At 64.4% G+C, this 25,482-nt stretch carries 24 protein-coding genes; 9 read left to right on the top strand and 15 right to left on the bottom strand.

Annotation, left to right across the window (positions count from 1 at the left end):
* Positions 1–2: 2 nt before the first annotated feature.
* From FOY51_RS22025 to FOY51_RS22010, 4 genes are read left to right on the top strand one after another with little or no spacing between them, the layout of a single operon-like run.
* On the top strand, positions 3–1,574 hold the full coding sequence (locus tag FOY51_RS22025) for a benzoate-CoA ligase family protein (RefSeq protein ID WP_149432420.1): 1,572 nt from the start codon (positions 3–5) through the stop codon (positions 1,572–1,574).
* Positions 1,574–2,575, top strand: coding sequence for an NAD(P)/FAD-dependent oxidoreductase (locus FOY51_RS22020; protein WP_149432419.1), 1,002 nt, complete (start codon positions 1,574–1,576; stop codon positions 2,573–2,575). The genes FOY51_RS22025 and FOY51_RS22020 overlap by 1 nt, the downstream gene beginning before the upstream one ends.
* An 11-nt stretch (positions 2,576–2,586) precedes the next feature.
* Positions 2,587–2,916, top strand: a complete 330-nt coding sequence (fdxA, locus tag FOY51_RS22015; RefSeq protein ID WP_149432418.1) for a ferredoxin — start codon at positions 2,587–2,589, stop codon at positions 2,914–2,916.
* The gene (locus tag FOY51_RS22010; protein WP_149432417.1) at positions 2,913–3,362 is read left to right on the top strand and encodes a DUF6158 family protein; all 450 of its coding nucleotides are present in this window, start codon (positions 2,913–2,915) and stop codon (positions 3,360–3,362) included. Before fdxA ends, FOY51_RS22010 begins: the two co-directional genes overlap by 4 nt.
* Positions 3,363–3,826: 464 nt before the next feature.
* Here FOY51_RS22010 and FOY51_RS22005 read toward each other — a convergent pair whose 3' ends face one another.
* Complete coding sequence (locus FOY51_RS22005; protein WP_149432416.1) at positions 3,827–4,306, bottom strand: DinB family protein; 480 nt, start codon at positions 4,304–4,306, stop codon at positions 3,827–3,829.
* Between the two features lie 16 nt (positions 4,307–4,322).
* Complete coding sequence (locus FOY51_RS22000) at positions 4,323–5,750, bottom strand: NAD(P)/FAD-dependent oxidoreductase (protein ID WP_149432415.1); 1,428 nt, start codon at positions 5,748–5,750, stop codon at positions 4,323–4,325.
* Between the two features lie 166 nt (positions 5,751–5,916).
* Between FOY51_RS22000 and FOY51_RS21995 the strand changes: the two genes are divergently transcribed.
* Complete coding sequence (locus FOY51_RS21995; RefSeq protein ID WP_149432414.1) at positions 5,917–6,273, top strand: ArsR/SmtB family transcription factor; 357 nt, start codon at positions 5,917–5,919, stop codon at positions 6,271–6,273.
* Here the strand turns inward: FOY51_RS21995 and FOY51_RS21990 are convergent.
* On the bottom strand, positions 6,270–7,661 hold the full coding sequence (locus tag FOY51_RS21990) for an NAD(P)/FAD-dependent oxidoreductase (protein ID WP_149432413.1): 1,392 nt from the start codon (positions 7,659–7,661) through the stop codon (positions 6,270–6,272). The two genes, FOY51_RS21995 and FOY51_RS21990, sit on opposite strands and share 4 nt — an antisense overlap.
* A 98-nt stretch (positions 7,662–7,759) precedes the next feature.
* Entirely contained in the window at positions 7,760–8,542 is a 783-nt protein-coding gene (locus tag FOY51_RS21985) for a helix-turn-helix domain-containing protein (RefSeq protein WP_149432412.1), read from the bottom strand.
* Between the two features lie 132 nt (positions 8,543–8,674).
* Between FOY51_RS21985 and FOY51_RS21980 the strand changes: the two genes are divergently transcribed.
* The gene (locus FOY51_RS21980) at positions 8,675–9,040 is read left to right on the top strand and encodes a nuclear transport factor 2 family protein (RefSeq protein ID WP_149432411.1); all 366 of its coding nucleotides are present in this window, start codon (positions 8,675–8,677) and stop codon (positions 9,038–9,040) included.
* On the opposite strand, the gene FOY51_RS21975 is transcribed toward FOY51_RS21980, so the two are convergent.
* Positions 9,001–9,744, bottom strand: coding sequence for a TetR/AcrR family transcriptional regulator (locus FOY51_RS21975; protein ID WP_187776426.1), 744 nt, complete (start codon positions 9,742–9,744; stop codon positions 9,001–9,003). The genes FOY51_RS21980 and FOY51_RS21975 overlap by 40 nt on opposite strands.
* 81 nt (positions 9,745–9,825) lie before the next feature.
* Here FOY51_RS21975 and FOY51_RS21970 point away from each other — a divergent pair, with 81 nt between their 5' ends.
* Positions 9,826–11,307, top strand: coding sequence for a cytochrome P450 (locus FOY51_RS21970; protein WP_235916636.1), 1,482 nt, complete (start codon positions 9,826–9,828; stop codon positions 11,305–11,307).
* On the opposite strand, the gene purU is transcribed toward FOY51_RS21970, so the two are convergent.
* The 5 genes from purU to FOY51_RS21945 are packed head-to-tail and all read right to left on the bottom strand — an operon-like array spanning position 11,300 to position 17,064.
* Entirely contained in the window at positions 11,300–12,148 is an 849-nt protein-coding gene (gene purU, locus FOY51_RS21965; protein WP_149432410.1) for a formyltetrahydrofolate deformylase, read from the bottom strand. The two genes, FOY51_RS21970 and purU, sit on opposite strands and share 8 nt — an antisense overlap.
* On the bottom strand, positions 12,145–12,735 hold the full coding sequence (locus tag FOY51_RS21960) for a sarcosine oxidase subunit gamma (RefSeq protein WP_149432409.1): 591 nt from the start codon (positions 12,733–12,735) through the stop codon (positions 12,145–12,147). Before FOY51_RS21960 ends, purU begins: the two co-directional genes overlap by 4 nt.
* Entirely contained in the window at positions 12,728–15,574 is a 2,847-nt protein-coding gene (locus FOY51_RS21955; protein WP_149432408.1) for a glycine cleavage T C-terminal barrel domain-containing protein, read from the bottom strand. Before FOY51_RS21955 ends, FOY51_RS21960 begins: the two co-directional genes overlap by 8 nt.
* Positions 15,571–15,846: a sarcosine oxidase subunit delta gene (locus FOY51_RS21950; protein ID WP_149432407.1), complete on the bottom strand. Its 276-nt coding sequence runs from the start codon at positions 15,844–15,846 to the stop codon at positions 15,571–15,573. Before FOY51_RS21950 ends, FOY51_RS21955 begins: the two co-directional genes overlap by 4 nt.
* Positions 15,847–15,861: 15 nt before the next feature.
* Positions 15,862–17,064, bottom strand: coding sequence for a sarcosine oxidase subunit beta family protein (locus FOY51_RS21945; RefSeq protein ID WP_149432406.1), 1,203 nt, complete (start codon positions 17,062–17,064; stop codon positions 15,862–15,864).
* An 84-nt stretch (positions 17,065–17,148) separates the two neighbouring features.
* Here FOY51_RS21945 and FOY51_RS21940 point away from each other — a divergent pair, with 84 nt between their 5' ends.
* Positions 17,149–17,817 (top strand): GntR family transcriptional regulator, encoded by a 669-nt coding sequence (locus tag FOY51_RS21940; protein ID WP_149432405.1) that lies wholly within the window; start codon positions 17,149–17,151, stop codon positions 17,815–17,817.
* Here the strand turns inward: FOY51_RS21940 and FOY51_RS21935 are convergent, their stop codons facing one another.
* From FOY51_RS21935 to FOY51_RS21925, 3 genes are all read right to left on the bottom strand, one after another.
* A complete protein-coding gene (locus FOY51_RS21935) occupies positions 17,818–18,624 on the bottom strand; it encodes a hypothetical protein (protein WP_149432404.1) in 807 nt (268 codons plus the stop codon).
* 74 nt (positions 18,625–18,698) lie between these two features.
* Positions 18,699–19,601: a hypothetical protein gene (locus FOY51_RS21930; protein WP_149432403.1), complete on the bottom strand. Its 903-nt coding sequence runs from the start codon at positions 19,599–19,601 to the stop codon at positions 18,699–18,701.
* 1 nt (position 19,602) lies between these two features.
* Positions 19,603–19,974: a hypothetical protein gene (locus FOY51_RS21925; RefSeq protein WP_149432402.1), complete on the bottom strand. Its 372-nt coding sequence runs from the start codon at positions 19,972–19,974 to the stop codon at positions 19,603–19,605.
* 209 nt (positions 19,975–20,183) lie between these two features.
* On the opposite strand from FOY51_RS21925, the gene FOY51_RS21920 reads away from it, so the two are divergent.
* Positions 20,184–22,007: an ATP-binding protein gene (locus tag FOY51_RS21920; RefSeq protein ID WP_187776425.1), complete on the top strand. Its 1,824-nt coding sequence runs from the start codon at positions 20,184–20,186 to the stop codon at positions 22,005–22,007.
* A gap of 5 nt (positions 22,008–22,012) precedes the next feature.
* On the opposite strand, the gene FOY51_RS21915 is transcribed toward FOY51_RS21920, so the two are convergent.
* Both FOY51_RS21915 and FOY51_RS21910 read right to left on the bottom strand, forming a co-directional pair.
* Entirely contained in the window at positions 22,013–24,634 is a 2,622-nt protein-coding gene (locus tag FOY51_RS21915) for a helix-turn-helix transcriptional regulator (protein WP_149432400.1), read from the bottom strand.
* Between the two features lie 65 nt (positions 24,635–24,699).
* A complete protein-coding gene (locus FOY51_RS21910; RefSeq protein WP_149432399.1) occupies positions 24,700–25,350 on the bottom strand; it encodes an LppU/SCO3897 family protein in 651 nt (216 codons plus the stop codon).
* Positions 25,351–25,482: the final 132 nt, after the last annotated feature.

The following is a 25,482-nucleotide window of genomic DNA, read 5'->3' as shown; positions in this document are numbered from 1 at the left end:
ACATGACCTTCAATGCCGCCGATTATCTCCTGCACGCGCGAGTCCGCGACGGAATCGGTGGCAAGCAGGCGGTTGTCGGCACGCGAACGAGTACCTATGCCGAACTCTCCGAGGAGGTTTCGCACGCCGCCGCCGGACTGCGCGGGCTGGGCCTGCACTCGGACGATCGGGTGATGTTGGTGATGGCCGACGACGTCGACATGGCAGTCGCCGTGCTCGCCGCCTTCCACGCAGGCTTGGTAGCGGTCCCCGTATCGACGATGTTCGGCGGCGACGAGCTGACGGCTGTGATGGCGGATTCAGGCGCGAGAGCAGTGGTGACGACCGACGAGTTCGTTGCAACCGCGGCTACCGCCGTCGATCGTTCGCCCGATGTCGAGTTTCTCCTCGTAGCGGGTGCGTCCGAGCCGCAGGTGCGATCCGATGTGTCCGTTCGCAGTTGGAAGTCGGTCGCCGAATGCGGGGATGTCGCGAAAGTGCATCCCACAGGTGAGGATTCGTGGGCACTGTGGCTGTACACCTCAGGAACGACGGGAAGTCCGAAGGCCGCGATGCACCGGCACGCAAACGTCAGATGGGTGTGCGAGACGTACGGAAAGCAGACGCTCGGCATCAGATCCGACGACATCTGCCTGTCCATCGCGAAGATGTTCTTTGCCTACGGGATCGGCAACAGCCTGTTCTTCCCGCTCTGCGTCGGTGCCACGTCGGTGTTCGAGCGGGCGCGACCGACGCCGACGATCGTAGAGTCGCGTCTGCTCGCCACCCGGCCGACGCTGTTCTTCGCTGTGCCGACGTTCTATGCAACGCTGCTTGACTCGGTCGTCTCCGCCGATGCGTTCTCGTCGGTGCGCCTGGGTGTTTCGGCGGGCGAGGCGCTTCCTGCCGCCCTGCAGGAGAAGTTCCTTGCCCGATTCGGTTCCGAGATTCTCGACGGCATCGGATCGACCGAGGCATTGCACATCTTCCTCTCGAATTCGCCGGGGGACATCAAGCACGGGACGACCGGAAAAGCGGTGCCCGGGTACGAGCTTCAGATCCGCGACGACGATGGCAAGCTCGTCGACGCCGGCACTCCGGGGCATCTCTTCGTTCGCGGCGAGTCCATTGCATTGGGTTACTGGCATCGAACAGAGGCGTCCAGGACGGTGTTCGAAGGACGATGGTTGTCGACCGGTGACACGTACGTGCGCGACGACGATGGGTATTACAAATGCATGGGTCGCTCCAACGACTTGCTCAAAGCCGGCGGAATCTGGGTATCGCCAACGGAAGTGGAGGCGCGGCTACTTCAACACCCGGCCGTCGGGCAGGCAGCCGTGGTCGGGTTGGCGGATGCCGCGGGGTTGGACAAACCTGTTGCCGTCGTGGTGCTTTCACAAGACCACGAGCCCGTCACGCCCGAGCAATTGATCGATTGGTGCCGTGAGGGTTTGGCGTCGTTCAAGCGGCCGCGCGAAGTGGTGTTCGCCGACGACCTGCCGAAGACCGCGACCGGCAAGCTGCAGCGTTTCCGTGTGAAGGAGCAATTGCTGTCGAACTCGATTGCCACTGCTGCGACGGGAGTGCGGTGATGTCGTCGTACTCGGTGGACCTGCTGATCATCGGCGCCGGACCGGTCGGGCTATACGGCGCGTACTACGCAGGGGTACGAGGATTGTCGACGTTGGTGATCGATTCGCTGTCCGAGGTGGGCGGTCAGGTAAGCGCTCTGTATCCGGAGAAGATCATCTACGACGTTGCCGGTTTTCCGGCGGTGAAGGGTCGCGATCTGGTGTCGGCGTTGCTCACTCAGGCGTCGGTGTACCAGCCGACCTTTCTGCTGGGACGCGAGGCGCAGGATCTGAGCACCAACGCCGACGGCAGGCACCGCGTCACGACGAGCGAAGGCGACATCATCGATTGCGGTGCCATCGTCGTCACCGCTGGGATCGGAACGTTCACTCCGAGAAAGCTTCCGGCGGGCGAAGACTTTCTGGGCAGGGGGCTCGACTACTTCGTCCCCGATCCCGAGCCATACACCGGTAAGCATGTGGTGGTGGTCGGTGGCGGTGACTCGGCCCTGGATTGGGCATTGATGCTGGAACCGGTCGCGGCCACGGTGACAGTGGTGCACCGCCGCAAGGCGTTTCGCGCGCATCCGGCAACGGTGAGTCAGGTCGAGGCATCCCGAGTAGAGCTGATCACCGACGCGGAGGTGAGTGATCTCGGCGGCACGACCGCAGTGGAACGGGCGGTGATCACGATCAAGGGCGTCGATCAGCCGCGAACGGTCGAGTGTCACCGCGTGGTGGCCGCGCTCGGTTTCCTGGCGAATCTCGGACCGCTGCGTGAGTGGGGAATGGAGCTGCGCGACAACCGGCACGTGGTGGTCGACTCGGCGATGCGCACCACTCGCGCCGGAGTCTTCGCATCCGGCGATATCACCGAGTACGACGGGAAGGTCCGACTGATCGCCGTCGGCTTCGGCGAGGTGGCAACGGCAGTCAACAACGCTGCGGTCCTCATCGATCCGGCGGCGCAGCTCTTTCCGGGCCATTCCACCGACGAGCAGCCCGCTCTCACCCACGCATAGAGAGGACGACCATGCCGTACGTGATTGCCGGTCCCTGCATCGACATCATGGACAAGTCCTGTTTCGAGGAGTGTCCGGTCGACTGCATCTACGAGGGCGAGCGCAAGCTCTACATCAATCCGAAAGAGTGCATCGACTGTGGCGCATGCGAACCCGTGTGCCCAGTGGAGGCGATCAGTCAGGATCGGCGAGTGCCGGACGACGATTCCGCGTTCATCGAGGACAACCGCCAATTCTTCACCGAGGTGTTGCCAGGCCGCGACGAGCCGATCGGGACCCCTGGCGGCTCGCACAAGACCGGGCCGATAGGAATCGATACGCCGATGGTGGCGCAGCGATGACCACTACAGGTCGTCCGGTGAGCGAACTCTCCGACGAAGAGTTGGAGAGTCAGGGCAAGCAAGCTCACGAAACGCGAAACTGGGTCTTCTTGCACGGCACCGCTGAGCAGTTCGCCAATCACACGACCCGGATGTTGGCATTGGAGCAGGAATACCTACTGCGGTATCCGAAACGGACGTGGCAGGGTTCCGGCGGCGCACCGAGCGCTCCCGCGGAGGGCGACAATCCGGGGGAGGAGCCGACGATCGCCTTGCTGAGACGACTTGCCGACCAGCCCGATGGCCGGATGCACAAACTGGAACTCCACCAGGTCGCTCGCGAATGTGGAGTACCTCGTGAACGGCTTGCCGCGCTGTACAACTCGGATCCGCCGATGATCACTGCCGATCGAGCTGATCGGGTCATCACCGAGCATGGTCGGGCCGCGGTGTCGAACGCTGATTAGCTGTAATTCCAGGGACGTCCTGAACGGTGAGGCGATCGATGGCGTCGAGCACCGCGGACACGTCAGCAGCGAGTGCTGCGACGGGTCCTTCGGTGATCGAATGCTGCCGATTCTAGCGGCACCCACCGACACGAAACTTCTGAAACTATTGGGGCTCGAGGGGTTAGCGCGAGCACTCGACCTTCGTGATCAAGAGCAAAGGGTGGCAGATTTGGCGATTTCGGCAACCAATTGTTCGGTGTCGTCGGCGGGGGCCTCCATTTGCGAGCAGATCAGCCGACGGGGACTGGCGCCTTCGACGTCGGCGTGGGTAGCCACTTCCGGCAGCCGTGTGGAGACAGCGGCCAGCTTTTCCGGTTCACGCGTTCGACGATCCGCATTGCTTCGGCGATCTCGTCGTCGGCCAGTGGCGTGAAGTCGTCGTCGACAACTTCTGAAACTGTTGGGGCCGTTGGGGTTAGAGTTCAGCGGGCAAGGATCTGTTCACGCAAGATATCGGCGTGACCGCAGTGGTGGGCAAGTTCCCGCAGCACTTGCAGGTACACCCAGTGCAACGTCCGGGGCCCGTTCCTGTGGCCCGTCACGACGGCGTCGAGCGGAATGTCTTCGACTATCGCCCGCGCCGTCGTGCACGCCTGCCGGTGGGCCGCCGTGATGCTGGCGATGGTGTCGTCGTCCGTGAGCTGGAATGACTCCAGTGGACTGTTCACGAGGCCCGCCTCCAGCCGGGATGTGCCGCCGACGCACTCCTCGAACCACACCCGCTGCATCCAGGTCACATGCTTTACGAGACCCAGCAGCGTTGTCTCCGACGGAACGAGCCGCTCTCGAACCTGCGCTTCGGTCAGGCCTACGAGGGAGGCCTCGAATGCACCCCGGTAGTCGTCGACGAACGCGTCCAACTGGGTCCGCTCGTCTTCCAGCAGCACGTCGAACGAACTCATCGGAGACTCCCGTTCGCTAGCCTGCCGCTTTTTGTTCGGAGGGCTCCGCCTTCTCCGGCTCGGCAGCGGCGACGTCCGGCGAGATATTCATCGCTAGCGGTGTGCCGTTCTTCTGTAGCTGTTCCATCGCCAAGCGGGCATAGATCATCTGACTGGTGATCGCCATCTGGCCACGACCCCGGCCGATGAAGGCGATCGCCCACGCGATGATGGTGGTGAAGCGATTCTTGTGGCCCACCAGGTAGAACAGGTGCAAGCCCAGCCATGCCACCCACGCGAAGAAGCCGGCGAACTCGAGCTTGCCCACCTGCGCGACCGCGTTGAAGCGGGACACGGTGGCCATGCTGCCCTTGTCGAAGTACTTGAACGGCTTGCGGTTTGCCGGATCGTCGTCGCCCTTGAGCGATGCCTTGATCAGCTTGGTCGCGTACTTCGAACCCTGGATCGCGCCCTGCGCCATGCCGGGAACCTTGGGCACCGACATCAGGTCGCCCACGACGAACACGTTGGGGTGGCCCTTCACGGTGAGGTCGGGTTCGACGACGACGCGCCCTGCGCGGTCCACCTCGGTGCCGTCGGACTGCTCTGCGAGCTGCTTACCCAGACCGCTGGCCTGGACGCCCGCCGACCACACCTTGCAGGCGCACTCGATGCGTCGGGTGGTGCCGTCCTTCTCCTTCACGGTGATACCCATGCGGTCGACATCGCTCACCATGGCGTTGAGCTGGATTTCGACGCCCATCTTCTCCAGCCGGTGCTGTGCCTTGAGGCCCAGCTTCTCGCCCATCGGCGGCAGCACCGCGGGGGCAGCGTCGAGCAGGATCACACGGCAGTCGTTGGGCTCGATGGTGCGGAACGCGCCGGCCAACGTGCGATCGGCCAGCTCGGCGATCTGGCCGGCCAGTTCGACGCCCGTGGGACCCGCGCCGACGACCACGAAGGTCAGGCGCCGTTCGCGCTCCGCCTGCGATGTGGTCACCTCGGCGGCCTCGAAGGCGCCGATGATGCGGCCGCGCAACTCGAGGGCGTCGTCGATGGTCTTCATGCCTGGCGCGAAGGTGGCGAACTGGTCGTTGCCGAAGTAGGACTGTTGCGCACCCGCCGCCACGATGAGGCTGTCGTACGGCGTCACCGACTCCATCTCCATCAGGTGCGAGTGGACCGTCTTGTTCGCGAGGTCGATGTTGTCCACCTCGCCGAGCAGCACCTGAACGTTCTTCTGCTTCTTCAGGATCAGGCGTGTGGCCGGTGCGATCTCACCTTCGGACAACACGCCGGTCGCCACCTGGTAGAGCAGCGGCTGGAACAAGTGGTGCGTGGTCTTTGCGATGAGGGTGACATCGACATCGGCGTGCTTGAGAGACTTCGCCGCCGTCAACCCGCCGAAACCGGATCCGATGATCACCACGTGATGGCGTCGTGTTTCGACAGATTCGCTGCTCATGTGTCGCACTCCTCGAACTCGAACGGTGCCCCACCCGGGACGATTCGTCCCAAACGGTAGTCGTAGGACTCGTGGCGGGCGCGCCAACCACCCAAATTTCGATTCGATGTCGGCTTTCTCTCATCCGATACGCGTGCAGTCGGTATCGCGTGGCTACCGTAGAGCCATGGCAGACACAGCGCGCGAGGAGCCGCGGATCTTCGACGTCGAGCACGTCGCGCAGGCCCGGGCCGCCGTGGCCGCCGCTCCCGATCTGGAACTGTGGGTCCGCCGGTTCGAGCTGCTCGGCGATCCGACTCGACTGCAGATCCTGCTGTGCATGCATCGCGCGCCCGGTATCTGTGTGTCCGATCTCGCGGCGGCGCTGTCCATGAGTCCCACCGCTGTATCGCAGGCGCTACGGCTGCTGCGAAATCAGGGCTGGGTGGCGGTGGAGCGCGACGGCAAGAAGATGACGTACAGCCTGCGCGACGACCTCATCCATCGCCTATTGCACGATGTGGGCGCAACGCACAGTCACTAGCCCGTTGCTTGTCGCTCCGCGATCTCGTGCCGTTCTCGTTCCTCCGCTGCCCGGTGTGCTTCCACCTGTTCGATCGCGAGTCGCGCGAACACCTGCTGTTCGGTCGCTGCCATCTGACCGCGTCCGCGTCCGAGGAAGGTGACGAACCAGGAGATGACGGTGATCAGCCGGTTTCGGCTGCCGACCAGGTAGTAGAGGTGCAGGGCCAACCAGGCGACCCATGCGATGACGCCGCCGAACTCCAGCTTGCCCACCTGTGCGACCGCGTTGAAGCGGGACACGGTGGCCATGCTGCCCTTGTCGAAGTACTTGAACGGCTTGCGTGCCGCGGGGTCAGCGCCACCCAACTCGTGCTTGATCTGTTTCGCTGCATAGGTGGCACCTTGGATCGCTCCCTGTGCCATGCCCGGAACGCCGGGGACCGACATCAGGTCGCCGACCACGAAGACGTTGGGATGACCCTTGACGGTCAGATCCGGTTCGACGATCACGCGGCCTGCACGATCGATCTCGGTACCGTCCGACTGTTCCGCCAGCTGTTTGCCGAGTGCACTGGCCTGCACGCCCGCCGACCACACCTTGCATGCGCATTCGATCCGGCGTTCGGTGCCGTCTTTCTCCTTGACGACGATCCCGTCTGCGTCGACGTCGCTGACCATGGCGTTGAGCTGGATCTCGACGCCCATCTTCTCCAGTCGGCGCTGTGCCTTGAGGCCGAGCTTCTCGCCCATCGGCGGCAGCACCGCAGGAGCGGCATCGAGCAAAATCACTCGCGCATCACGCGGATCGATGTTTCGGAAGGCGCCTTCGAGAGTGCGATCCGCCAGCTCGGCGATCTGGCCGGCCAACTCGACGCCGGTGGGACCTGCGCCGACAACGACAAACGTCATCAGTCGATCGCGCTCTTCCTGCGATGTCGCGAGCTCTGCCTGCTCGAACGATCCGAGGATGCGACCGCGCAGCTCGAGGGCGTCGTCGATCGTCTTCATGCCTGGCGCGTACCTGGCGAACTGATCGTTGCCGAAGTACGACTGCTGTGCCCCCGCAGCGACGATCAAGCTGTCGAACGGTGTCACCGTCTGCTGACCCAACAGATGAGAGGTGACCGTCTGTGCCGTTAGATCGATCGCCGTGACATCTCCGACCAGCGCTTTTGCGTTCTTCTGCTTCCGCAGAATGATCCGTGTGGCGGGCGCGATCTCGCCCGACGAGAGAATTCCGGTGGCCACCTGATAGAGCAGCGGCTGGAAGAGATGGTGTGTGGTTTTCGCGATGAGCGTCACGTCGACGTCGGCCCGCTTGAGTGCTTTGGTACCGAACAATCCGCCGAAGCCGGATCCGATGACCACAACACGATGGCGCTGCGTGTCAACCGACTGCTTGCTCATAGGTTCGCGCTCCTCCAAAGTCTCCTCGTCCCGCAACGCGGGAATCACGACTCGAACGGTAGTCGGCCCGGGTGCGGTCGTCGCGGCAACCTCCCGGTTCAGCGGCCGAACGCGCGTGCTGTCCGATCGTCGGCGGGATAGAAGGACTCGATCGCAAGTTCGGCAAGTGTGACGTCGAGGGGGGTCCCGAAGACTGTCGTGGTGCTGAAGAACGACAGATCACCGGTCGCACCGGCGAGGGTCAGCGGCACGACCAGTGCACGCGTGTCGTGTGTGCCGGGCTCGTCGGAACCGGGATAACTACCGAGTTCGCGATGGAGTGCAACGAGCTGCTGATCGCCCGTCGTGTTGATCTGGTGGGTGAGCCGATCGAGCACGTGTGCACGCCACTGACCGAGGTTGCGAATGCGCGGAGCCATGCCGTCCGGATGCAGGCTGAGGCGGAGCACGTTGACAGGGGGTTCCAGTAGGTACTGCGCGCAGCCGGCCGTCAGCAACTCGACGGCAGCGTTTCCGTCGATCATGTTCCAGTGCCGATCGACCACGATGGCGGGATAGGGCAGCTGTGCATCCAGAATCTTTGCGATCGCGTCCGAGACCGCGGCCATCGGGAAGGCGTCGATCGGATGCTCGGGGTACGCGGGTGCAAACCCACCGGCGAGCAGTAGCGAGTTGCGCTCGCGGTGTGGAATCTCCAGCTGCTCACTGAGTTTCAGCAACATCGAGCGGGTCGGCTTGGAGCGCCCAGTCTCGACGAAGCTGACATGCCGCGCCGAGACCTCCGTTCGCGTCGCCAGGTCGAGCTGGCTCATCCGTCTGCTCTCACGCCAATGGCGAAGGAGTACGCCGACGTGGCGGGGAGCTTCTTCTAGAACGGTCATGCCGACGAGCGTAAGTGCGCCACATGCGGTCTCGCCATTACCTCGTGGGTAATCGACGCGCGGCGCTCGTCACCGCAAGCTGATCTCGAGCCGGTCGACGGGACCGGGACAGCAACGAACAGGAGCAAAGCAATGAGCGACTTCGATCAGATTGCAGCACAGTACATCGCGGTGTGGAACGAGACCGACGCGGTCAAGCGGCGGCAGGCAATCGACACCCTGTGGGCTGCCGATGGGCGTTACGTCGACCCGATGGCAGCGGCCAGCGGACGCGACGAGATCGACGCGACCATCGGTGCTGTGCAACAACAGTTCGCGGGCTTGACGTTTCGGCTCGTCGGAGCAGTCGATGCGCACCACGATCAGGCGAGGTTCCAGTGGGAGCTCGGCCCTGACGGTGTCGAGGCACCGATCGTCGGGTTCGACGTCGTCGAGGCCAACAGCGACGGTCAGCTGACTCAGGTATTGGGATTTCTCGACAAGGTTCCGGCTGCCTGAGCTGGAAGCTGATCGCGTGTGTTTCCTCCCGGATTCCGGAAGGAAACACACGCAATCAGCGGACCGCTGAGTGCATCGCCGCCGACGGATTCGATTGCGGGCCAGATGAATGCGGTGAGCTGATCGACCAATTCGGTCTTGCTCACCCGCGGTTCCGCGGACCAATCTTCGGCGGCGAGCAGGAGGGCGCCGACCGTTGCGCCTGCCCACGTGCGGGCACTCCGTCGGTCGGCTCCGACGGAGTCCAGCACCACTTCGAAGACCGCCGTCGCCCAATCCGCGTTACGGGTGAACAGCGGTCGGTGCCCGCCATTCTGCGGTGCGTGCAGTCCTTGCATCAGGGCCGGATGCAGCTGGGGGTTGTCTGCAACGAACGTGCAGATCATCTCGACCAGCTCGCGAAAAACCTCTCGAAGGGGGAGTGGCCGCGCCAGGATGTCGTTGGCTACGGCAATGATTCGATCGGTGTGCCGCACCGTCAGCGCGCTGAGCAGGCTGTCCCTGTCCGGAAAGACGGCGTACACGGCGGTGCGGGCAAACCCGGCTTCGGTTGCGATGTCCGCGAATGCGATGGCTGGTCCGGTTCGTGCGATCACGCGTTCGGCCGCATCGAGAATGTTTTCGCGACGTATTTCGGGATCGACTGGCGGACCCGGTGGCCGCCCCCGGCGACGCGGCGCGGTCGCGGGAGTGGTTCTTGTCACGTCGACCTCCTCGCGGGTAATGTACGTCTCGTACTTTAGCGCACCGAGCCGAGAATCGACGTAGAGACAACGAGGTCTGACGTGGTGATTTCCGAGTACCCCGCACGTGCAATTTCGGAGAACTCGCAACTTGTCCGAATCCCGCGCCGACAGCTGCTGGACCGCGTCCTCGCGCGTACGCCTCGTCGCGAAGCCGAGTTGGCGACGCCTCCTCCCGGGAGTGGCTTGAAGCCGGTACTCGGTGATCGAGGGCTGCCCTTCGTGGGCAACCTGTTGAAAGCGATGCGGTGGGGACCGGCGCAGGCGCTGGCAGAATATCGCCGCGTCGGACCGGTGACCTGGTCCAGACCGTTGGGGCAGCCGAATGTCTATGTTTCCGGCCCCGAGGCCACCCAGGTCGTGCTGAGCAACAAAGACAAGGCGTTCGGCCAAGGTTGGGACTACTACATAGGCGCGTTCTTCGATCGCGGATTGTTGCTGCTCGAGTTCGACGAGCACATGTTTCACCGCAGGTTGATGCAGCAGGCATTCACGCGGCCGCGCCTCGAGGGCTACTTCGCCGAACTGACAGGTTTGGTCGACAAGTCCGTCGCCGCATGGCCGACGGAGCATCGACTGCTCGTATACCCCACGATCAAGACCATGACGCTGGAGATCGCCGCCGATATCTTCATGGATGCCGAGGTAGGCATCGAGCGCGACTCGTTGAACAAGGCGTTCATCGCGTGCACGCATGGCGGTATGGCCTTCGTCCGATATCCGATCCCAGGCGGGCACTGGCGGGCAGGTTTGCGCGGCCGAAAGGTGCTGGAGGACTATTTCTTTCGCATGCTGCCCGCCAAGCGCGCTTCTCAGGACAACGACATGTTCTCGGCACTGTGCCATGCCCGCGACGAAGACGGTGAGCAGTTCAGTGATCGCGACGTCATCAACCACATGATCTTCCTGATCATGGCGGCACACGACACGTCGACCACGACGGCGACCGCGGCTGCCTACTTCCTCGGCAAGCACCCGGAGTGGCAGAAGAAGGCACGAGCCGAGTCGCTGGCACGTGGTGACGCGCCGCTCGATATGGCGGCGTTGGAGACGGCGACCGTCCTCGACGAGGTGATCAAGGAGACCGTCCGGCTGGTGTCGCCGGTCCCGGGCTTCGCGCGCCGGACCGTCAAGGACACCGAGATACTCGGCCACTACATCCCGGCGGGTGTGACGGTCAGCGTCTTGCACTGGGTGAATCAGCTGCTGCCCGAATATTGGACGGACCCCGAGCGATTCGATCCCGATCGGTTCTCGGCCGAACGTCACGAGGACAAGTCGCACCGCTATGCATGGGTGCCGTTCGGCGGTGGCGTCCACAAATGCATCGGTATGCATTTCGGAACGCTGGAAGTGAAAGTCATACTCGACGCGATGCTGCGGCACTACGAATGGAGCCTGCCGCAAGACTACGAAATCCCTTGGGCCTTCAGCTCGATGCCTTTCCCGGTCGACGATGCGCCGATGGTGCTGCGTCGCCGCCCTAGGAGTTCACGGCTCCGAGTAATTCACCCAGTCATCTGAATACGACGGTGCTGTGACCGTTGAGCAGCACTCGATGTTCGCAGTGCCAGCGGACTGCCCTCGACAGTGCCAACGCCTCCGCATCGCTGCCTGCCGTTGCGAGCCGACGAGGATCGTAGGTGTGATCGATCCGGATGACCTCTTGCTCGATGATCGGTCCTTCGTCGAGGTCCGGTGTGACGTAATGCGCTGTGGCGCCGACATATTTGACGCCACGGTCGTAGGCCTGGTGGTAGGGCTTCGCGCCCTTGAAACCGGGCAGGAACGAATGATGGATGTTGATCGCCTTCGCATGCAGCGCTGCGCAGGTCTCGTTCGAGAGCACCTGCATGTAGCGAGCGAGGACGACCAGGTCGGCCTGGTAGTCGTCGACAAGCCGCAGTAGCCGCCTTTCTGCCTCGTGTTTGGTGTTCGGTGTGACCGGTATGTGAACGAAGGGCAAGCCGACCGCTTCGGCCATCGGGCGTAGATCCTGGTGATTGGACACGACGGCAACGATGTCGCCGCCGAGCCCGCCTGCGCGCCACCGAAAGATCAAGTCGTTCAGACAGTGCCCCAGGCGCGACACCATGACGACGATGCGCTGCGGTCGATCCGATTGCAGAGCGAAGGTGGTGCCGAAATCGTTTGCGATCTTGCCGAATTCGGTTGTGAGGAGTGTCACGTCGATGTCGGTGGCGGATACGAAGGCGGTTCGCATGAATACGGACCCGGTCATGACGTCATCGAACTGCTGGTGCTCGACGATGTCGCAACCGTGCTCGAACAGAAATGTGCTGATCGCGTGCACGATCCCCGGTCGCTCGGTACATGTGAGGGTGAGCGTGAAATGTGTTGTCACGGCGTGGTCCTGTCCGAATATTCGACGGCTACGTCCAACAGCCACGCCGCGAAGTGTCGAGCGAACGACGAGCGGACGAGGATGCGAAAGTCGTCGCCACCGAGCGCGATCAGCACCACACCGACCACACCGACGGTGGTCTGCACCGCGGAATTCACGCCGAAAGCCCTGGGGTGCAGATCGATCGAGCAGCCGCCCGCGAGCATCCGCGGCGCATCCGGTCCCGACAGCCGCACGGTGGTTCGTTGGCCACTGACGTCCACCGCCGAACCGTCGTGGGGTGCCAACACTTCGCGTAGTTGCTCTTCGAGAGCGACCGGATCGTGCGACGTCGAGGTGACCAACCATTCGTCCGGTCCGAGCCAGATGACGGTGACGCCGTCACGATGAAGGCAAGTCGACGGCTGCAGTGGGGGAGCGATGGCCAGTACGTCGGCGACCGCATCGAGTGCCGGTCCACTCGGGTCGAAGCGGATCACCACCATGGCCGCGAACGGTTCCTCGGCAACGTGGGTCGTCGGTCCGAGTGCGGCGAACTGCGCGGCAAACGACTGCAGTGGGCTGGTCGGTGTCAACAGGTCAGCCATCACGGCGCCGTCCTTCGGGGTCTACCAATACCGAGCCGGTGATCTCCACCGGCACAAGCGATCCGGCGACCGGAACGTGCACGGTCTCGCCGATACGGTCGCGTCCGCCCTCGACCAGGGCCAGTGCGAACGGCCTTCCCAACTCGGCGCTGCGGTAGCTCGACGTGACGTGGCCCAGCATCGGAACGGGTGGCGGCGGGAGGACGCCGTCGCGGGCAAAGTTCACGATCTGCGAGCCCTCCGGCAGCACTGTCAGCCTGTCGACCGGGAGCAGTCCCACCAGGTGTTTGCGCAGCGGATCCTGATTCGATGCGCGCGCGAAAGAACGCTTGCCGATGAAGTCCGGCTTCTTCTTCGACACGGCCCACGACATTCCGAGATCGTGCGGTGTCACCGTGCCGTCGGTGTCCTGACCGACGATCGGATAGCCCTTCTCTGCGCGCAGCACGTGCATGGTCTCGGTGCCGTACGGCGTTATGTCGAACGTCCGACCGGCTTCGAGCAGTCGGTCCCACACCGCAGGCGCGTAGTGAGACCCGACATTCACCTCGAATGCGAGTTCACCGGAGAAGCTGATGCGGGCGAGTCGCACTGGCACGCCGCCGAGTTCGGTGTCACGCCATGCCATGAACGGAAACGCCTCGGCACTGACATCGACATCGGGAAACAGAGATCCGATCACCTCGCGCGATCGAGGCCCGGCAACCGGGAAGGTGGCCCAGTGCTCGGTGACGGATGCGAGACGCACTCGTAGGTGCGGCCATTCGGTCTGCAGCCATTCCTCCATCCATTCCAGGATCTTCGCCGCGCCGCCCGTCGTGGTGAACACGATGAATCGGTCTTCGGCGAGGCGCATGACGGTGCCGTCGTCGAGCACCATGCCGTCGACGCCGCACATCACGCCGTAGCGGACCATGCCGACCTTCAGGCTGCTCATCAGATTTGTGTAGAGCAGGTCGAGGAATGCGGCAGCGTCACGTCCTTGCACATCGATCTTGCCGAGGGTGGATCCGTCGAGAATGCCGACGCCGCCACGAACGGCCGTGCATTCACGCAGGACCGCCGATTCCATGTTCTCGCCGAAACGGGGATAGTAGCGAGGACGTTTCCACTGGCCGACGTCTTCGAACACCGCTCCGGCGCTTACATGCCGATCATGGAGTGCGGTAGTGCGTTCCGGGTCGAACAGTCGGCCACGATTGCGGCCGGCAAGTGCGGCGAACGCGACGGGGGTGTACGGCGGGCGGAAGGTTGTCGTTCCGACAGCATCGATCGGCAGGTCCAGTAAGTCGGCGGTGATCCCGACAGCGATGATGCCGGAAGTCTTGCCCTGATCGTGGGCGGTGCCGATGGTGGTGAAGCGCTTCACATGTTCCATCGAGCGCATGCCTGCACCGAGCGCGCGGGTCAGGTCGGCGACGGTGGCATCGCGTTGGATATCGACGAACGATGTGCTGCCGTCGCAGCCCGGCGCGTCAGGAACGCGCCAGAGCACGAGTGGCGGGGACGATGGCGTCGAAGGTGTTGCATCCGTGTGGCATTCGATGCCCAAGGCAGCCGAGCTGGCGCGGCGTCCTTCGTCGAGACAGCCCTCGAGGTCGAGGATTCCATTGGACGCGCCGGCAACGGAAACACAGTCGAGTGTGGAGTCCGGCACGAAGGCACCCAGCGACTCGTCGTAGCGCAATTGACCACGCACCTGACTGTAGAGATGGACGGCCGGATTCCAGCCGCCGCTGACCAGGACAACATCGCAGTCGATCGGTGTGCTCTCGCCGAGCATTCCGTCGTGCAGTTCGGCGACACGGGCGGCGGTCACGCGCTCAATGCCGTCGGTGCCGGTGACGGCGTTGCCGGTACGCAGGGGGATATCGCGCTGCGCACACCCCGACGCGAGCAGTGATCGTACGGTGGTCCTGGCGTCGAGAATCATTGCGACGTCGACGCCCGCATCGGCGAGGTCGAAGGCGGCGTCGTACGCGGAGTCGTTCGTGGTGAACACCACCGCCCGCCGCCCGACCAGCACACCGTACCGATGCAGAAACGTTCGGGCACTGTGCGCCAACATGATTCCCGGACGATCGTTGTCGGCGAAGACCACCGGCCGCTCGTGCGCCCCGGTCGCGATCAGCACATGTTTCGCTCGAATTCGCCAGACGCGCTGGCGCGCCAGGTGCGTCGGTGCGTCGAAGCCCAGGTGCTCGGTGCGGCGTTCTAGAGCGAGGACAAAGCCGTCGTCGTAGTGTCCGAACGCCGTGGTGCGCTGGAGGTGCGTGACGTCGGGGAACATTGCCAACTCGGCCACCGCCGCGCGCACCCAATCCAGGGCGGGTGTGTCGTCGATGCTGTCCGTGCTCCCGAGCAGCGCGCCGCCGGCCTCGCGCTGTTCGTCGATCAGGACGACGCGCGCACCCGATCGGGCTGCCGTGAGAGCGGCGCTCAATCCCGCAGGGCCCGAACCGATCACGAGTAGATCGGCATGCGCGTGAGTGGCGTCGTAGCGTGCGGTATCGGCCCTGTCGGCTAGGCGGCCGCGGCCGGGAATCCCACGGGCGACCAGACGATCGTGCAACTCCACCGTTGTGGCGAGCAGCATGGGTTCGGGAAACGGCTCGTCGATCTGGACCAGGCCGCCGGTGTCTTCCGCCCATGCGGCCGAAATCCCCCGAGGGCGGCCGAGATCGACACTGGAGGTGACCCGGTGCACGCCATGGGCCAGCAAGGCCGAGGCCAATGTGTCGCCGGGATGGCCGATGTAGGTCGCGCCGTCGAAGGTGAACGTGTACTCGATACTGCGATCGATGCGGCCGCCCGCGACGGTGCGGAATGGCGCCGTCACGGCAGCACCGGCTTCTCGCCCGGCCGATACACGGCGTGGAATCGGTAGGTAGCGGTGTCGCGGATCGCGTTGAACCACCGGCGGCAGCCCGCCGTGTGGCTCCACCGTTCGGCGAACTGCCCCTTGGGATTCGAGCGGAAGAAGACGTAGTGCGCCCACTGCTCGTCGGTCAGTGCGGCGGGGTCGGCTGGGTAGGGGACGTGTGCCTGTCCGCCGTAATGAAACTCGGTCTCTTCGCGCGGACCGCACCAGGGGCATTCGATGAGTTGCATTGCGGGGCTCCGGTTTCAGTGGGCAACGGCTGCGGCGCCGTGTTCGTCGACCAACGCGCCGGTGACGAATCGGTCGAGGCCGAACGGTGCGATGAACGGATGCGGTTCGTCGTTGGCAATGGTGTGCGCAAGGCACCAGCCGAGCCCGGGCGTCGCCTTGAATCCGCCGGTGCCCCAGCCGCAGTTGAGATAGACGTTGCGGTAGGGCGTCCTGCCGACGATCGGCGAGGCATCCGGGCACACGTCGACGATGCCGGCCCAGCTGCGGAGCAGATGCGCTCGCGCGAAGATCGGGAACAGTTCGACCGCCGCAGCCATCTGTCGCTCGATGATGTGAAAGGCGCCCCGCTGGCCGAATCCGTTGTAGGAGTCGACGCCCGCGCCCATGACCAGCTCGCCCTTGTGGGCTTGGGAGACGTACACGTGCACTGCGTTGGACATCACGATCGTCGGATGTACGGGCTCGAGGAGTTCCGAGACCAGTGCCTGCAGCGGATGACTCTGCACGGGAACGGGAATCCCGAGCATGTCGGTCAACACGCTGGTGTGCCCGGCCGCGCACAGGGCGACCTGCCCGGCTGCGATGTCACCGCGCGTCGTCCGTACTCCGGTGACGCGATCGCCGTCGGTGCTGAAGCCGGTGACCTCGCAGCCCTGCATGATGTCGATCCCGGCCTGATCGGCGCGCCGCGCGAAGCCCCATGCGACGTAATCGTGTTTCGCGATCCCCGCGCGCGGTTGATAGGTCGCGCCGAGCACCGGATAACGGATGTCGTCGGAAACGTTCACGATCGGACAGAGCTTCTTGACGTCGTCCGGCCCGACCCATTCGGCATCGACGCCGTTGAGGACGTTCGCTTCGACCCGCCGAACACTGTCGCGCACATCCTGGAGGCTGTGCGCGAGGTTCAGAACGCCGCGCTGGCTGAACAGAATCGGGTAATCGAGGTCCTCCTCCAAGCCCTCCCACAACTTCAACGAGTGCTCGTAGATGCCTGCGCTGGCGTCAAGGAGGTAATTCGAACGAATCAGTGTGGTGTTGCGCGCCATGTTGCCGCCCGCGAGCCAACCCTTCTCCAGCACAGCGACATTGGTGATTCCGTGGTTCTTGGCGAGGTAGTGCGCTGTTGCGAGGCCATGCCCGCCGCCGCCGATGACCACCACGTCGTAGGAGCGCTTCGGTTCCGGATTACGCCAGAGGAAGTCGGGGTGGTTCATCGACAACACCTCCCGTCATGACTGATATATCAGTAATCGATACAGTAGGATTTCACGGACGCGAGGTCAACAAGAGGAGGCTCGATGGGCGAAATCGCGGAAGTCGCAGAACCGACCGCCTACGAATCGAATGCCGACCGCGCCTACGAGATCGTGCGCGAGCGCCTCGTCATGCTCGATATCCGCCCCAGCGAGCCGATCAACGACGAGTCGTTGGCCCGCGAACTCGGGTTCGGCCGCACCCCTGTTCGCGAAGCCCTCAAGCGACTCGAACGCGATCGGCTGGTCGTCGCATTTCCGCGCCGGGGGACCTTCGCCACCGCGGTGGACATCACCGACCTTGCCCACATCTCCGAGATTCGAACAGAACTCGAACCCCTGGCAGCTCGGCGTGCCGCACGCACTGCGTCGACTCAGACCAGGGCGCTACTGCTCGAGCTCGCCACCGAGATCGACAACGTCGACGCCGCCACCCCCGACCCCCGGGGCGTACTTCGCAAGGACGTCCGCATTCACCGCGAGATCTACCGAGCGTCGGGCAATCCGTACCTCGAGGACGTCCTCATCGTCCAGGACGGTCACGCGACGCGTATCTGGTGCTTGTTCTTGGATCGGCTCCCCGACGTCGCGGGCCATGTCCGCGAGCACGCCGCATTGCTGCGTGCCATCGTCGACGGTGACGAGGAATCCGCTGCCGCACTCACCCTCGATCACGTCGTCGGATTCGAGCGCGCGATTCGCGCTCTGCTCTGATCACCGCGCCGGAGATCCTCCGGTGGCCACACCGATTTTGTCGGCGGCGTTTGCGATCGCGTCGGCGACGACGCCACTCGCGGCCTTCCCCGCGGCGGTGACGCTGTCGGCCCCCGCAGCCATTGCCCGTGCCGGATCGCCAGTCGCCGCCAGCTCCTGCGCCATGGCGTCGGGAGTGTGGAATGCGCCGGAGAGCACGTCGTTGAACGCCGGGAAGGCCACGGCCGCACCGACATCGATCGCCGCCACTGTCGCGACCTGTGCGGCGCCGTGCGGCATGACGGTCGGCGGGGGATTGGGCTCGATGGGCAGGTTCATCGCGGTGTAGGTGTCCTGGCGCGCGGTCTGGACAGCATCGGCAATCGCCGAGGGCCCGCCCGCGGCAGCGGGGCCGACGTCGAGCAGCCCGACCACCCCGACCTCGAAGGCGTTCAATGCCCTCGGCGCAACGACCGTGCCGTCGGCGACGATCGTCTGCTCCGCCTCAGCGTCGGTGGGTCCGGTGATCGATGCGGCGGTGATTCCGATCGCCTTCGTCGGGTCGCCCGCCTGCATGGCGGTGGAGAACGTGCTCGGTGCCTGACCTGCCGTGATGGCGACAGTCTCTGCAGTCCTGACGGCGAGTGGGCAGATGATCGAGCAGTACACCAACTGGTTGTTCAGGAAGCTGGTGACGAGACCGCCGGGCGGAACCGGCGGCGGTGGGGCTGTCACCGGAGCGGCAGAAGCCGTTGCCGACGCGGTGATCGCCGCGACGGCAATCGCGGTGGATGCGCATGCGGCGCGAAGGCAGGTTCGTATCTGCATGGTGCTCCTCGGATCGGCTGTCGTACGTATTCACGATTCGAGGGCCCGCCGGGTTCAGTCCGCCAGATACTCGATCAGGGTGCGTTCACCACGATGATCCGTCGGCGCACTTTTTCTGGCGTCGCGGAGGTGAAGCCCGCGTAGAGAATCCGAGCGTGCACGTACCAATCGATAGTCGAATGCACGGCTGTCGCCGTCGGTGCCGTGTCCGCGGGCAACTCGAGATCGAACGGCAACCGCAAGGTCTGTCCGGGCCGCAGTTCCGCCTTCGGAGCCAGCTTGCTGATGGGGAGATCGCGTTCCATCGGAGGCCCGGCCGTCTTGGTGAGCGGATGCGATTGCCGCACTCGCTGCAGTTGGACGGCGATGTCGGCGCGCGGCAGTTCGCGGCCTGCCGTGATCGACAGAATTCCCCGCACTCGATCTCCGCACCGAACAACGCGAGATTCGGTATCGATCTCGATGGTCGACGAATCGCCCATCAACCGTTCGAACTCCGGAGCTTCGCCTTTGGGATCCGTCGGACCGACGAGCACGGTGAACTCACCATCGGCCTCGATGTCGCGGCCGTCGCGCTCGATCACGACGCGGCACGCCCATGCGACGAGGTCGGACGACGAACCCGGTGCCCACGACGGAATTCGGAAATCCGTTGTCGCGTTGTGGAATCGGCCGTCGGCGATCGCAATGTCGGTCGACATGACCGAAACCCATTCCGACGTGTTCTTGTGGCTGCCGTAGTTGGTGCCTACCTCGCCCATCATCGAGAGGCCCTCGGTGGCCATTGCGGCATCGGAATCCGCAGCGCCTGCCCACCGATAGAGGAAGAAGTTGCGGTAGCCCAGCTCTACTCGCGCCGATCGCACCTTGTCGACGGGTTTGGTGGACTCCACGTCGACGCGAACGACCTGCTGTGGGCGTGTGGTCTGCGGTTCGACGGTGACGGTGACCGGTGCGGAACGGCTGAACAGACCCACGTCAGATCCGCCTCGCCTTTTCGTAGTCCTCGGGCTTGTTGGTCTTCATCCATGCGCGCACCGGCCAGAACAGCACCCAGAACACGAAGTAGAAGACAGCTCCGGCGACGATCGCGAACACCCAGGCCGGATAGATGAGGATCAGGCAGAACTGCAGAAACTGCTTGATCACGACGGGATAGCCGTTTGCCTGAGCAAGGACGTGCCGAATTCCGGCGTGTTGGACGAAGCGCCGCCACATCGACGGCGGCAGTGGCTGATCCTCGGGATTCTCGGCGATCTGCTGCTCAGCCGCCGCGATCCGCTCCTCGGCAGTGAGTCCTCGTTGTGGTTGCGGCGGCTCGTACACCGACGTCTGATCTGGGGGGTTCATCTGCGCCCTTTCCGGTCCGAGTGGTGCGCCGACGGTAGCGACCTAGTGTTGGAACTGGATTGGAAACCGCGCCGGCGGACGCCCCCACGCCGCACTACGTATTTCGCACAACGGGACTACGTATCTTTTCCGCGCATCGGCACGCGCGCCCGCATGCTGAGTCCGACGCAGTTGCGTTGCGCCAGTGTCCGTCTCGACCAGGAGCCCTGTTGGAATACAAACTGTTCGGTTCGCTCGACGTGAGTCGCGGGGGCATCGCGATCGAGATCGGTGGACTGAAGCAGCGAGCGGTGCTCGCAGTGTTGCTCGTCGCCGCGGGCGACGTTGTGGACTTCGATCGTCTGATCGACGACGTGTGGGGTGCGGCGCCTCCGCCGAAGGCCAAAGCGTCGTTGCGCGCCTATGTGGCGAATCTGCGTCGCCTCCTCTCGCACGGAGCCGACGCGGATAGGCTGATCACGACACAGCACGGCTATCGGCTCGACCTCGGCAACGACACTCTCGACACGCACGCATTCGAGGCATCGGCCAGAGCCGCGCGCAGTGCGTTGGCGGTCGGCGACGCCGATACGGCCTTCCGCGCCGCGACGGCGGCGATGACACTCTGGCGCGGCGATCTGCTCCCGGAATTTCACGGTCACGAGTTCGCCCGCGTCGAGTCCGTGCGGCTCGGGGCGATGCTGGTCGACGTCGTCGATGCACGATTCGATGCAGGACTGCGGATCGGCAAGCACACCGAGCTGATACCGCAACTCGAGGCTGCCGTGGCGGCGACGCCACTGCGCGAACCACTGTGGGGATACCTGCTGCGCGCGCTGACCGCCGCAGATCGCGGATTCGAGGCGCTGCATGCCTACGATCGCGCGACCGATGTTCTGCAGTGTCGACTCGGTGTCGGTCCCAGCGACTTCCTTCGCGATCTCGCCGACGGGATTCGGAGAAATTGTGTTGTGGTGGAACCTGCTTGGGAGACAACACACGAAAGTCGCCGTCGGATCGTCGGTCGCACTGCCGAGACGGCGCAGCTGCACGATGCGCACAGAGCCGCGGTCGCCGGGCACGGGTCGTTGCTGGTTGTCTGTGGGGAGAACGGAATCGGGAAGACGGCGCTGGTGTCGGCCTTCACCGAGGAAATCCTGCGCACCGGATTCGACTCCGTCTGGGTCAGCCAGCCGGACGGTGTGCCGACGTCGCCGCTGTGGGCCTGGACTCGCATCCTGCGGGAGCTGCGTATCGAAGACCCGATCGAGGCGACCGCACCCGCGATCGTCGAAGCCCTGCTCGCCGAAGCCGATCGCCGCGAACGGTCGGTCGTCGTCGTCCTCGACAATCTGGAAATCTCGGATGCGGCCGCAGTGGACGTACTCGACCTGATCGTCGGCCGGTTGTGCGCATCGCGAATCCTGCTGATCGTTCTCTGCGCCGACTGTCACTCCGCAAGCGCCGGGCGCCGAACAGCTTTCGACCGCATCGTCGATCGGAGCGACGTCGTCACCCGGCGTCTCCGGGGGTTGAGGCTTGCCGAGGTCGCGAACCTGTTCGGTTCGGTCGGTGGCTGCGAACCGACGCCCGAATTGATTGCCCGCCTGCACCGTCGGACCGGCGGAAATCCGTTCTATGTCAGGGAAATCGCGCGCACCGTCCGTAGTTTCGCGCTGCCACCGGTGATCGGGGTCGCGTGCGTACCGGACTCGGTCGCAGGTGTCATCCGGCGTCGTGTCTCCCAGTTGCCAAGGGCGGCCCGGCACATGGTCGAAGTTGCGGCTGTCATCGGTGACGACGTGGACGTACAGACCGTCGCGGACGCGGCAGGCTCCACAGTTGCTGCGGTGCAGCGCGGCATCGATGCCGCCGTTTCGGCGGGATTGATGGTCGCAGCCGAACCGACGATCCGCTTCGCGAACGACCTTGTGCGACAAGCGGTCGGCGCACAAGTCGGTGTGGTGAGGCGTGCCGAGATTCACGCCCGCATCGGGGTAGGTTCGTCGAGTGCGCCGGCGGCGCGACAGGACGCACTGCAACTGGTGCGTTGATCGCGTCATACCAACCGGTCGAGTGCTCCTGGCAATTCGCTACGACTACCGATCCCGAGCTTGCCGAACGCTTTGTTGAGATGTGTTTCGACTGTGCGCGGGGAGATCACGAGGGCCGCGGCGATGTCTCGATTGGATGTGCCACGCGCGGCCATCGTCGCGATTTCGTTTTCGCGTTCGGACAGTGTGCCGAGGGTCGCGTTGTGCACCAACGGAGTCCGCGGATGATCGCACGCCCGGAGGAGTGTAGACGCTCTGCGCCTGGTCGCAGCCGACGCGGTCTTGTCACCGCTCGCCTCGAGCAATCGTGCGGCGTTGGAGAGCATCTCAGCGGCCTGCAGGTTCAACCCGATGGCTTCGGAGCGCTCGGCGACCGCGATGGAACGTTCGGGATCGTCGCCTGCCAACGCGCGAGCCATGTCGATCTGGAGTTCGGCGAAACCACCGTCCACCACCGCGGCGAGCCTCTCGATGGCTGGTACGGACTCGCGGAACGAGCCGAGGCGCGCCAGGTCGACATAGGCATGCAAGGCAGGCATGTTGTGCCCACTACCGAGGTAGGTGTCGGCTGCGAGCAGGAGGGCGCGACCGGCGGCATCCAGGTCGCCGCGTGCAACCGCCAACCAAGCGACCGCAACCTGCCTGGCCGCTGCCGCGCCGAACAGTTCGCCCATCGCCGCGGCAGCGGAATCGGATCCCAGTAGCACCCTCTCGGCGTCGTCGGCGCGTCCGGAAATCGCAAGGGCGCGTATCAGATCCGCTGCCACGAGCTGCCGCATCGAGCCTTGACCGAGATCGCGGGCCAACGTGTGCGCCTCGGTGAGCCAACGTGTCGCTTCGTTCGCGCGACCGCAAGTCAGCAGTAATCCGCCGTGTGCCCAACCGAACCATGCCTGATGCAGCTGTGAGGATCGCTCGACGGCGCTGTCGTACCGTTCGCGAGCAAGCACCAGAGCCTCGGGAAACGCCCCAGCGGACCCCAGGACGAGGCATCGCGTGAGATCGAGAACGGTTCGGCGGGGATCGGTCTCGGATCCGCCGTCGTCGAGCGTGTCCACCCGCTCCAGTGCGGCGAACGCGACGCCCAGATGGCCGATCATCGCCGCACCTACTGCCGTGGCAAAGCATGCGGCGGTGAGGGTTTCGCCTTCCAAGTGGTCGAGCAGCGGTTCCAGCACGGCCAGCGCGCCTGCCGAATCACCGATCGCGTGCATGGCAAGGCCGCGGCGCGCGATCAGTTGGCTGCGCAGCGCCGGATCCGTCACGGCGAGTTCAGTCTCACGACTCAACGCCATAGCTCCTGCGCCGTCGGCCATCATGACGACCAGGTTGTCGGTGCAGGCAGCCACTGCCGCAACACGTCTGACATCGTTGTCCGCTGTCGTCATCAGCGCCTGCAACCGACTCTGCGCTGCGTCTACACGCCCGAGTTGCCCTTCTGCAGTTGCCATGACCAACTGCGCATCGAAGCCGCCGCCCGCGTCGATTGCGGCAGACGCGAGATGCTCGGTGACCTCCGGCGGGTAATAGCGCCACGACAGCCGCGCTGCTTCGACGACGCGTTCGGCTACTACCTGCCCACCACTGTCGACATGCAGGAGTGTCGACAAGACATGTTCGCGCGGTCCTGAATTGCCTTCCGACGCAACCTTGTCCAAGGCCGCGGCAATCAGCCCGGCAAGCCGTCGGCGTCGGAGTCGACCGATCGCGGCGCCGATGACCCGACCCGTGAGCGGAGTGGTGAACTCGACATGCTCGCCGCCGTCTCTGGTCGTCACCGTCAGCAGGCCGGTCGACTCGAGCTCCTCCAGCAGTCGCGAGTCGACGAGCGTCGTTGCGGCCGTGAGCAACAGCGATTCCGACAGGCTCACAATATCCAGCACGTTGCGAATGTCGCCCGACTGCGCGTAGTCGGACAGCGAGATCACTTCGTCGACATGGGACCAGACGATGTCGATCAACGCTGGTGACAGCGGCACATCAGCGCTCAATCGCCACAGTTGTCCGTCCCGGATCAAGACGTTGCGTCCGATGGCGGTATCCACGAGTTCGCGCAGCACGACCAGATTGCCGGCGGACAACTGCAGGAGGCGGTGCACAGCCGCACCGTCGACGTTCTCGCCCGGTGCTGCCACCCAGTCCGATACCAGCCGGACCGACTCGGCCGCGGGCAGCGGCTCGAGGTCCAGCCTGTCGAGTATCCGGTCCTTCCACAGCCCGTCGAGTACCGGTGTTCGCCGCTTACCGGTACCGATGCTGAGCAGGATGAACAGCCCCGATCGTGCCGCGGCATGCGCGATTACCTCGACGGTGGAGCGCGACAGCCATTGCGCGTCGTCGATCACCAGCACTACAGGGGTGTCCGGACGAATCGAGTCGAGCACCTGGCTCACCGCGCGGTCTGCGGTCGGTTCGGTGTCGTCGTCCGGGGCGGTCGTGATCACTCGATAGACGGTTCGGCCAGTATCAGCGAGCCGCTCGACAGCATCCGCGAGCAGTCGAGATCGCCCGACGCCCGGGGGGCCCTTGATTGCGATTCCACCGTACGAATCCGGCGCAGCCAGTATCTGCGCGAGCTCGCGGTCGCGACCGACCAGCGCGCTGTGCAGGTGCAGACCGGGTCGCATCGGACAAGTATCGCAATACTCGGGCCCCACGAAAGACCGGCGGGATAACGGTCACGACCGCATCGTCACGCTTCGGTCACCGCGCAGTAGGTCCGGGCCGGCTTCTGATAGACGATTGCCGAGTCCGGCGGGTATTCGTCACACAGCGATTCATCGGCCTTGCCGTCGACGCGCTTCACGATCTGAGCGACATCCTTGCCGGAGCACTCACTCTCCACGAAACGGCCGTCGTCGCCGTGTGTGTAGCACTTCCCCTCGCGCAGGTTGGGCACCATGCACAGCGTCTTCTCGACCTTCGACGTGTCGGACTTCTGGACGAGCGAATACGTCAGATCGTTGGAGTCGCACGTTGCCGTTCCGTCGGCCTCCGTCGCCACCTCGTACGTCGCCGTCGGATCGGAACACTCGCGCACCTCGTGGCTGCTGTCGGCAGGCGTTGCCGACAAGCTCTTGAAGAACACGCAGTCGCCGACCGCGATCTCGTCAGCGGCGCCCTTCACGGCAAGCGCCCCGATTGCGGCAACGATGCCGATCAGCACCACGGCCGCAATTCCGAGAGCGATCCACAACTTCTTCCTGGACTTCTTGGGCGGAGGCCCCTGCGGTGGGAAGCCCTGCTGGGGATATTGGCCCTGCTGGGGGAACTGCTGCGGCGGAAACGGCTGACCGGCAGGTGGCTGGTTCGGAAAGTTCGGGGAATTCGGGGGCTGGCTCATCGGCGCTCCTCGGCTGCGGGGGAGATCGAACAGTAACGAGAAGGTGTTGGAATCGGATTGGAAGCGCAAAGCGGGTATTCGCGGATCGGTTTATGATTCCGCGAGCGAACGAGTCGGTAGAGCAAACGCGCA

Origin of the sequence: Antrihabitans cavernicola (genome assembly GCF_008297975.1) — a bacterium.
Lineage (GTDB): Bacteria > Actinomycetota > Actinomycetes > Mycobacteriales > Mycobacteriaceae > Antrihabitans > Antrihabitans cavernicola.
The sequence above is the reverse complement of the archived record's forward strand: the minus strand, read 5'-3'. Positions and strand labels throughout refer to the sequence as shown.

Bases quoted from the DNA above. Each gene is read 5' to 3' on its own strand.
- FOY51_RS21990 (WP_149432413.1), bottom strand. From the start codon at position 7,661: ATGAGCAAGCAGTCGGTTGACACGCAGCGCCATCGTGTTGTGGTCATC.
- FOY51_RS21915 (WP_149432400.1), bottom strand. From the start codon at position 24,634: ATGCGACCCGGTCTGCACCTGCACAGCGCGCTGGTCGGTCGCGACCGC.
- FOY51_RS21980 (WP_149432411.1), top strand. From the start codon at position 8,675: ATGAGCGACTTCGATCAGATTGCAGCACAGTACATCGCGGTGTGGAAC.
- FOY51_RS22000 (WP_149432415.1), bottom strand. From the start codon at position 5,750: ATGAGCAGCGAATCTGTCGAAACACGACGCCATCACGTGGTGATCATC.
- FOY51_RS21910 (WP_149432399.1), bottom strand. From the start codon at position 25,350: ATGAGCCAGCCCCCGAATTCCCCGAACTTTCCGAACCAGCCACCTGCC.
- FOY51_RS21935 (WP_149432404.1), bottom strand. From the start codon at position 18,624: ATGCAGATACGAACCTGCCTTCGCGCCGCATGCGCATCCACCGCGATT.
- FOY51_RS22005 (WP_149432416.1), bottom strand. From the start codon at position 4,306: ATGAGTTCGTTCGACGTGCTGCTGGAAGACGAGCGGACCCAGTTGGAC.
- FOY51_RS22025 (WP_149432420.1), top strand. From the start codon at position 3: ATGACCTTCAATGCCGCCGATTATCTCCTGCACGCGCGAGTCCGCGAC.
- FOY51_RS21960 (WP_149432409.1), bottom strand. From the start codon at position 12,735: ATGGCTGACCTGTTGACACCGACCAGCCCACTGCAGTCGTTTGCCGCG.
- FOY51_RS22020 (WP_149432419.1), top strand. From the start codon at position 1,574: ATGTCGTCGTACTCGGTGGACCTGCTGATCATCGGCGCCGGACCGGTC.
- FOY51_RS21945 (WP_149432406.1), bottom strand. From the start codon at position 17,064: ATGAACCACCCCGACTTCCTCTGGCGTAATCCGGAACCGAAGCGCTCC.
- FOY51_RS21950 (WP_149432407.1), bottom strand. From the start codon at position 15,846: ATGCAACTCATCGAATGCCCCTGGTGCGGTCCGCGCGAAGAGACCGAG.
- FOY51_RS21925 (WP_149432402.1), bottom strand. From the start codon at position 19,974: ATGAACCCCCCAGATCAGACGTCGGTGTACGAGCCGCCGCAACCACAA.
- fdxA (WP_149432418.1), top strand. From the start codon at position 2,587: ATGCCGTACGTGATTGCCGGTCCCTGCATCGACATCATGGACAAGTCC.
- FOY51_RS22010 (WP_149432417.1), top strand. From the start codon at position 2,913: ATGACCACTACAGGTCGTCCGGTGAGCGAACTCTCCGACGAAGAGTTG.
- FOY51_RS21995 (WP_149432414.1), top strand. From the start codon at position 5,917: ATGGCAGACACAGCGCGCGAGGAGCCGCGGATCTTCGACGTCGAGCAC.
- FOY51_RS21940 (WP_149432405.1), top strand. From the start codon at position 17,149: ATGGGCGAAATCGCGGAAGTCGCAGAACCGACCGCCTACGAATCGAAT.
- FOY51_RS21985 (WP_149432412.1), bottom strand. From the start codon at position 8,542: ATGACCGTTCTAGAAGAAGCTCCCCGCCACGTCGGCGTACTCCTTCGC.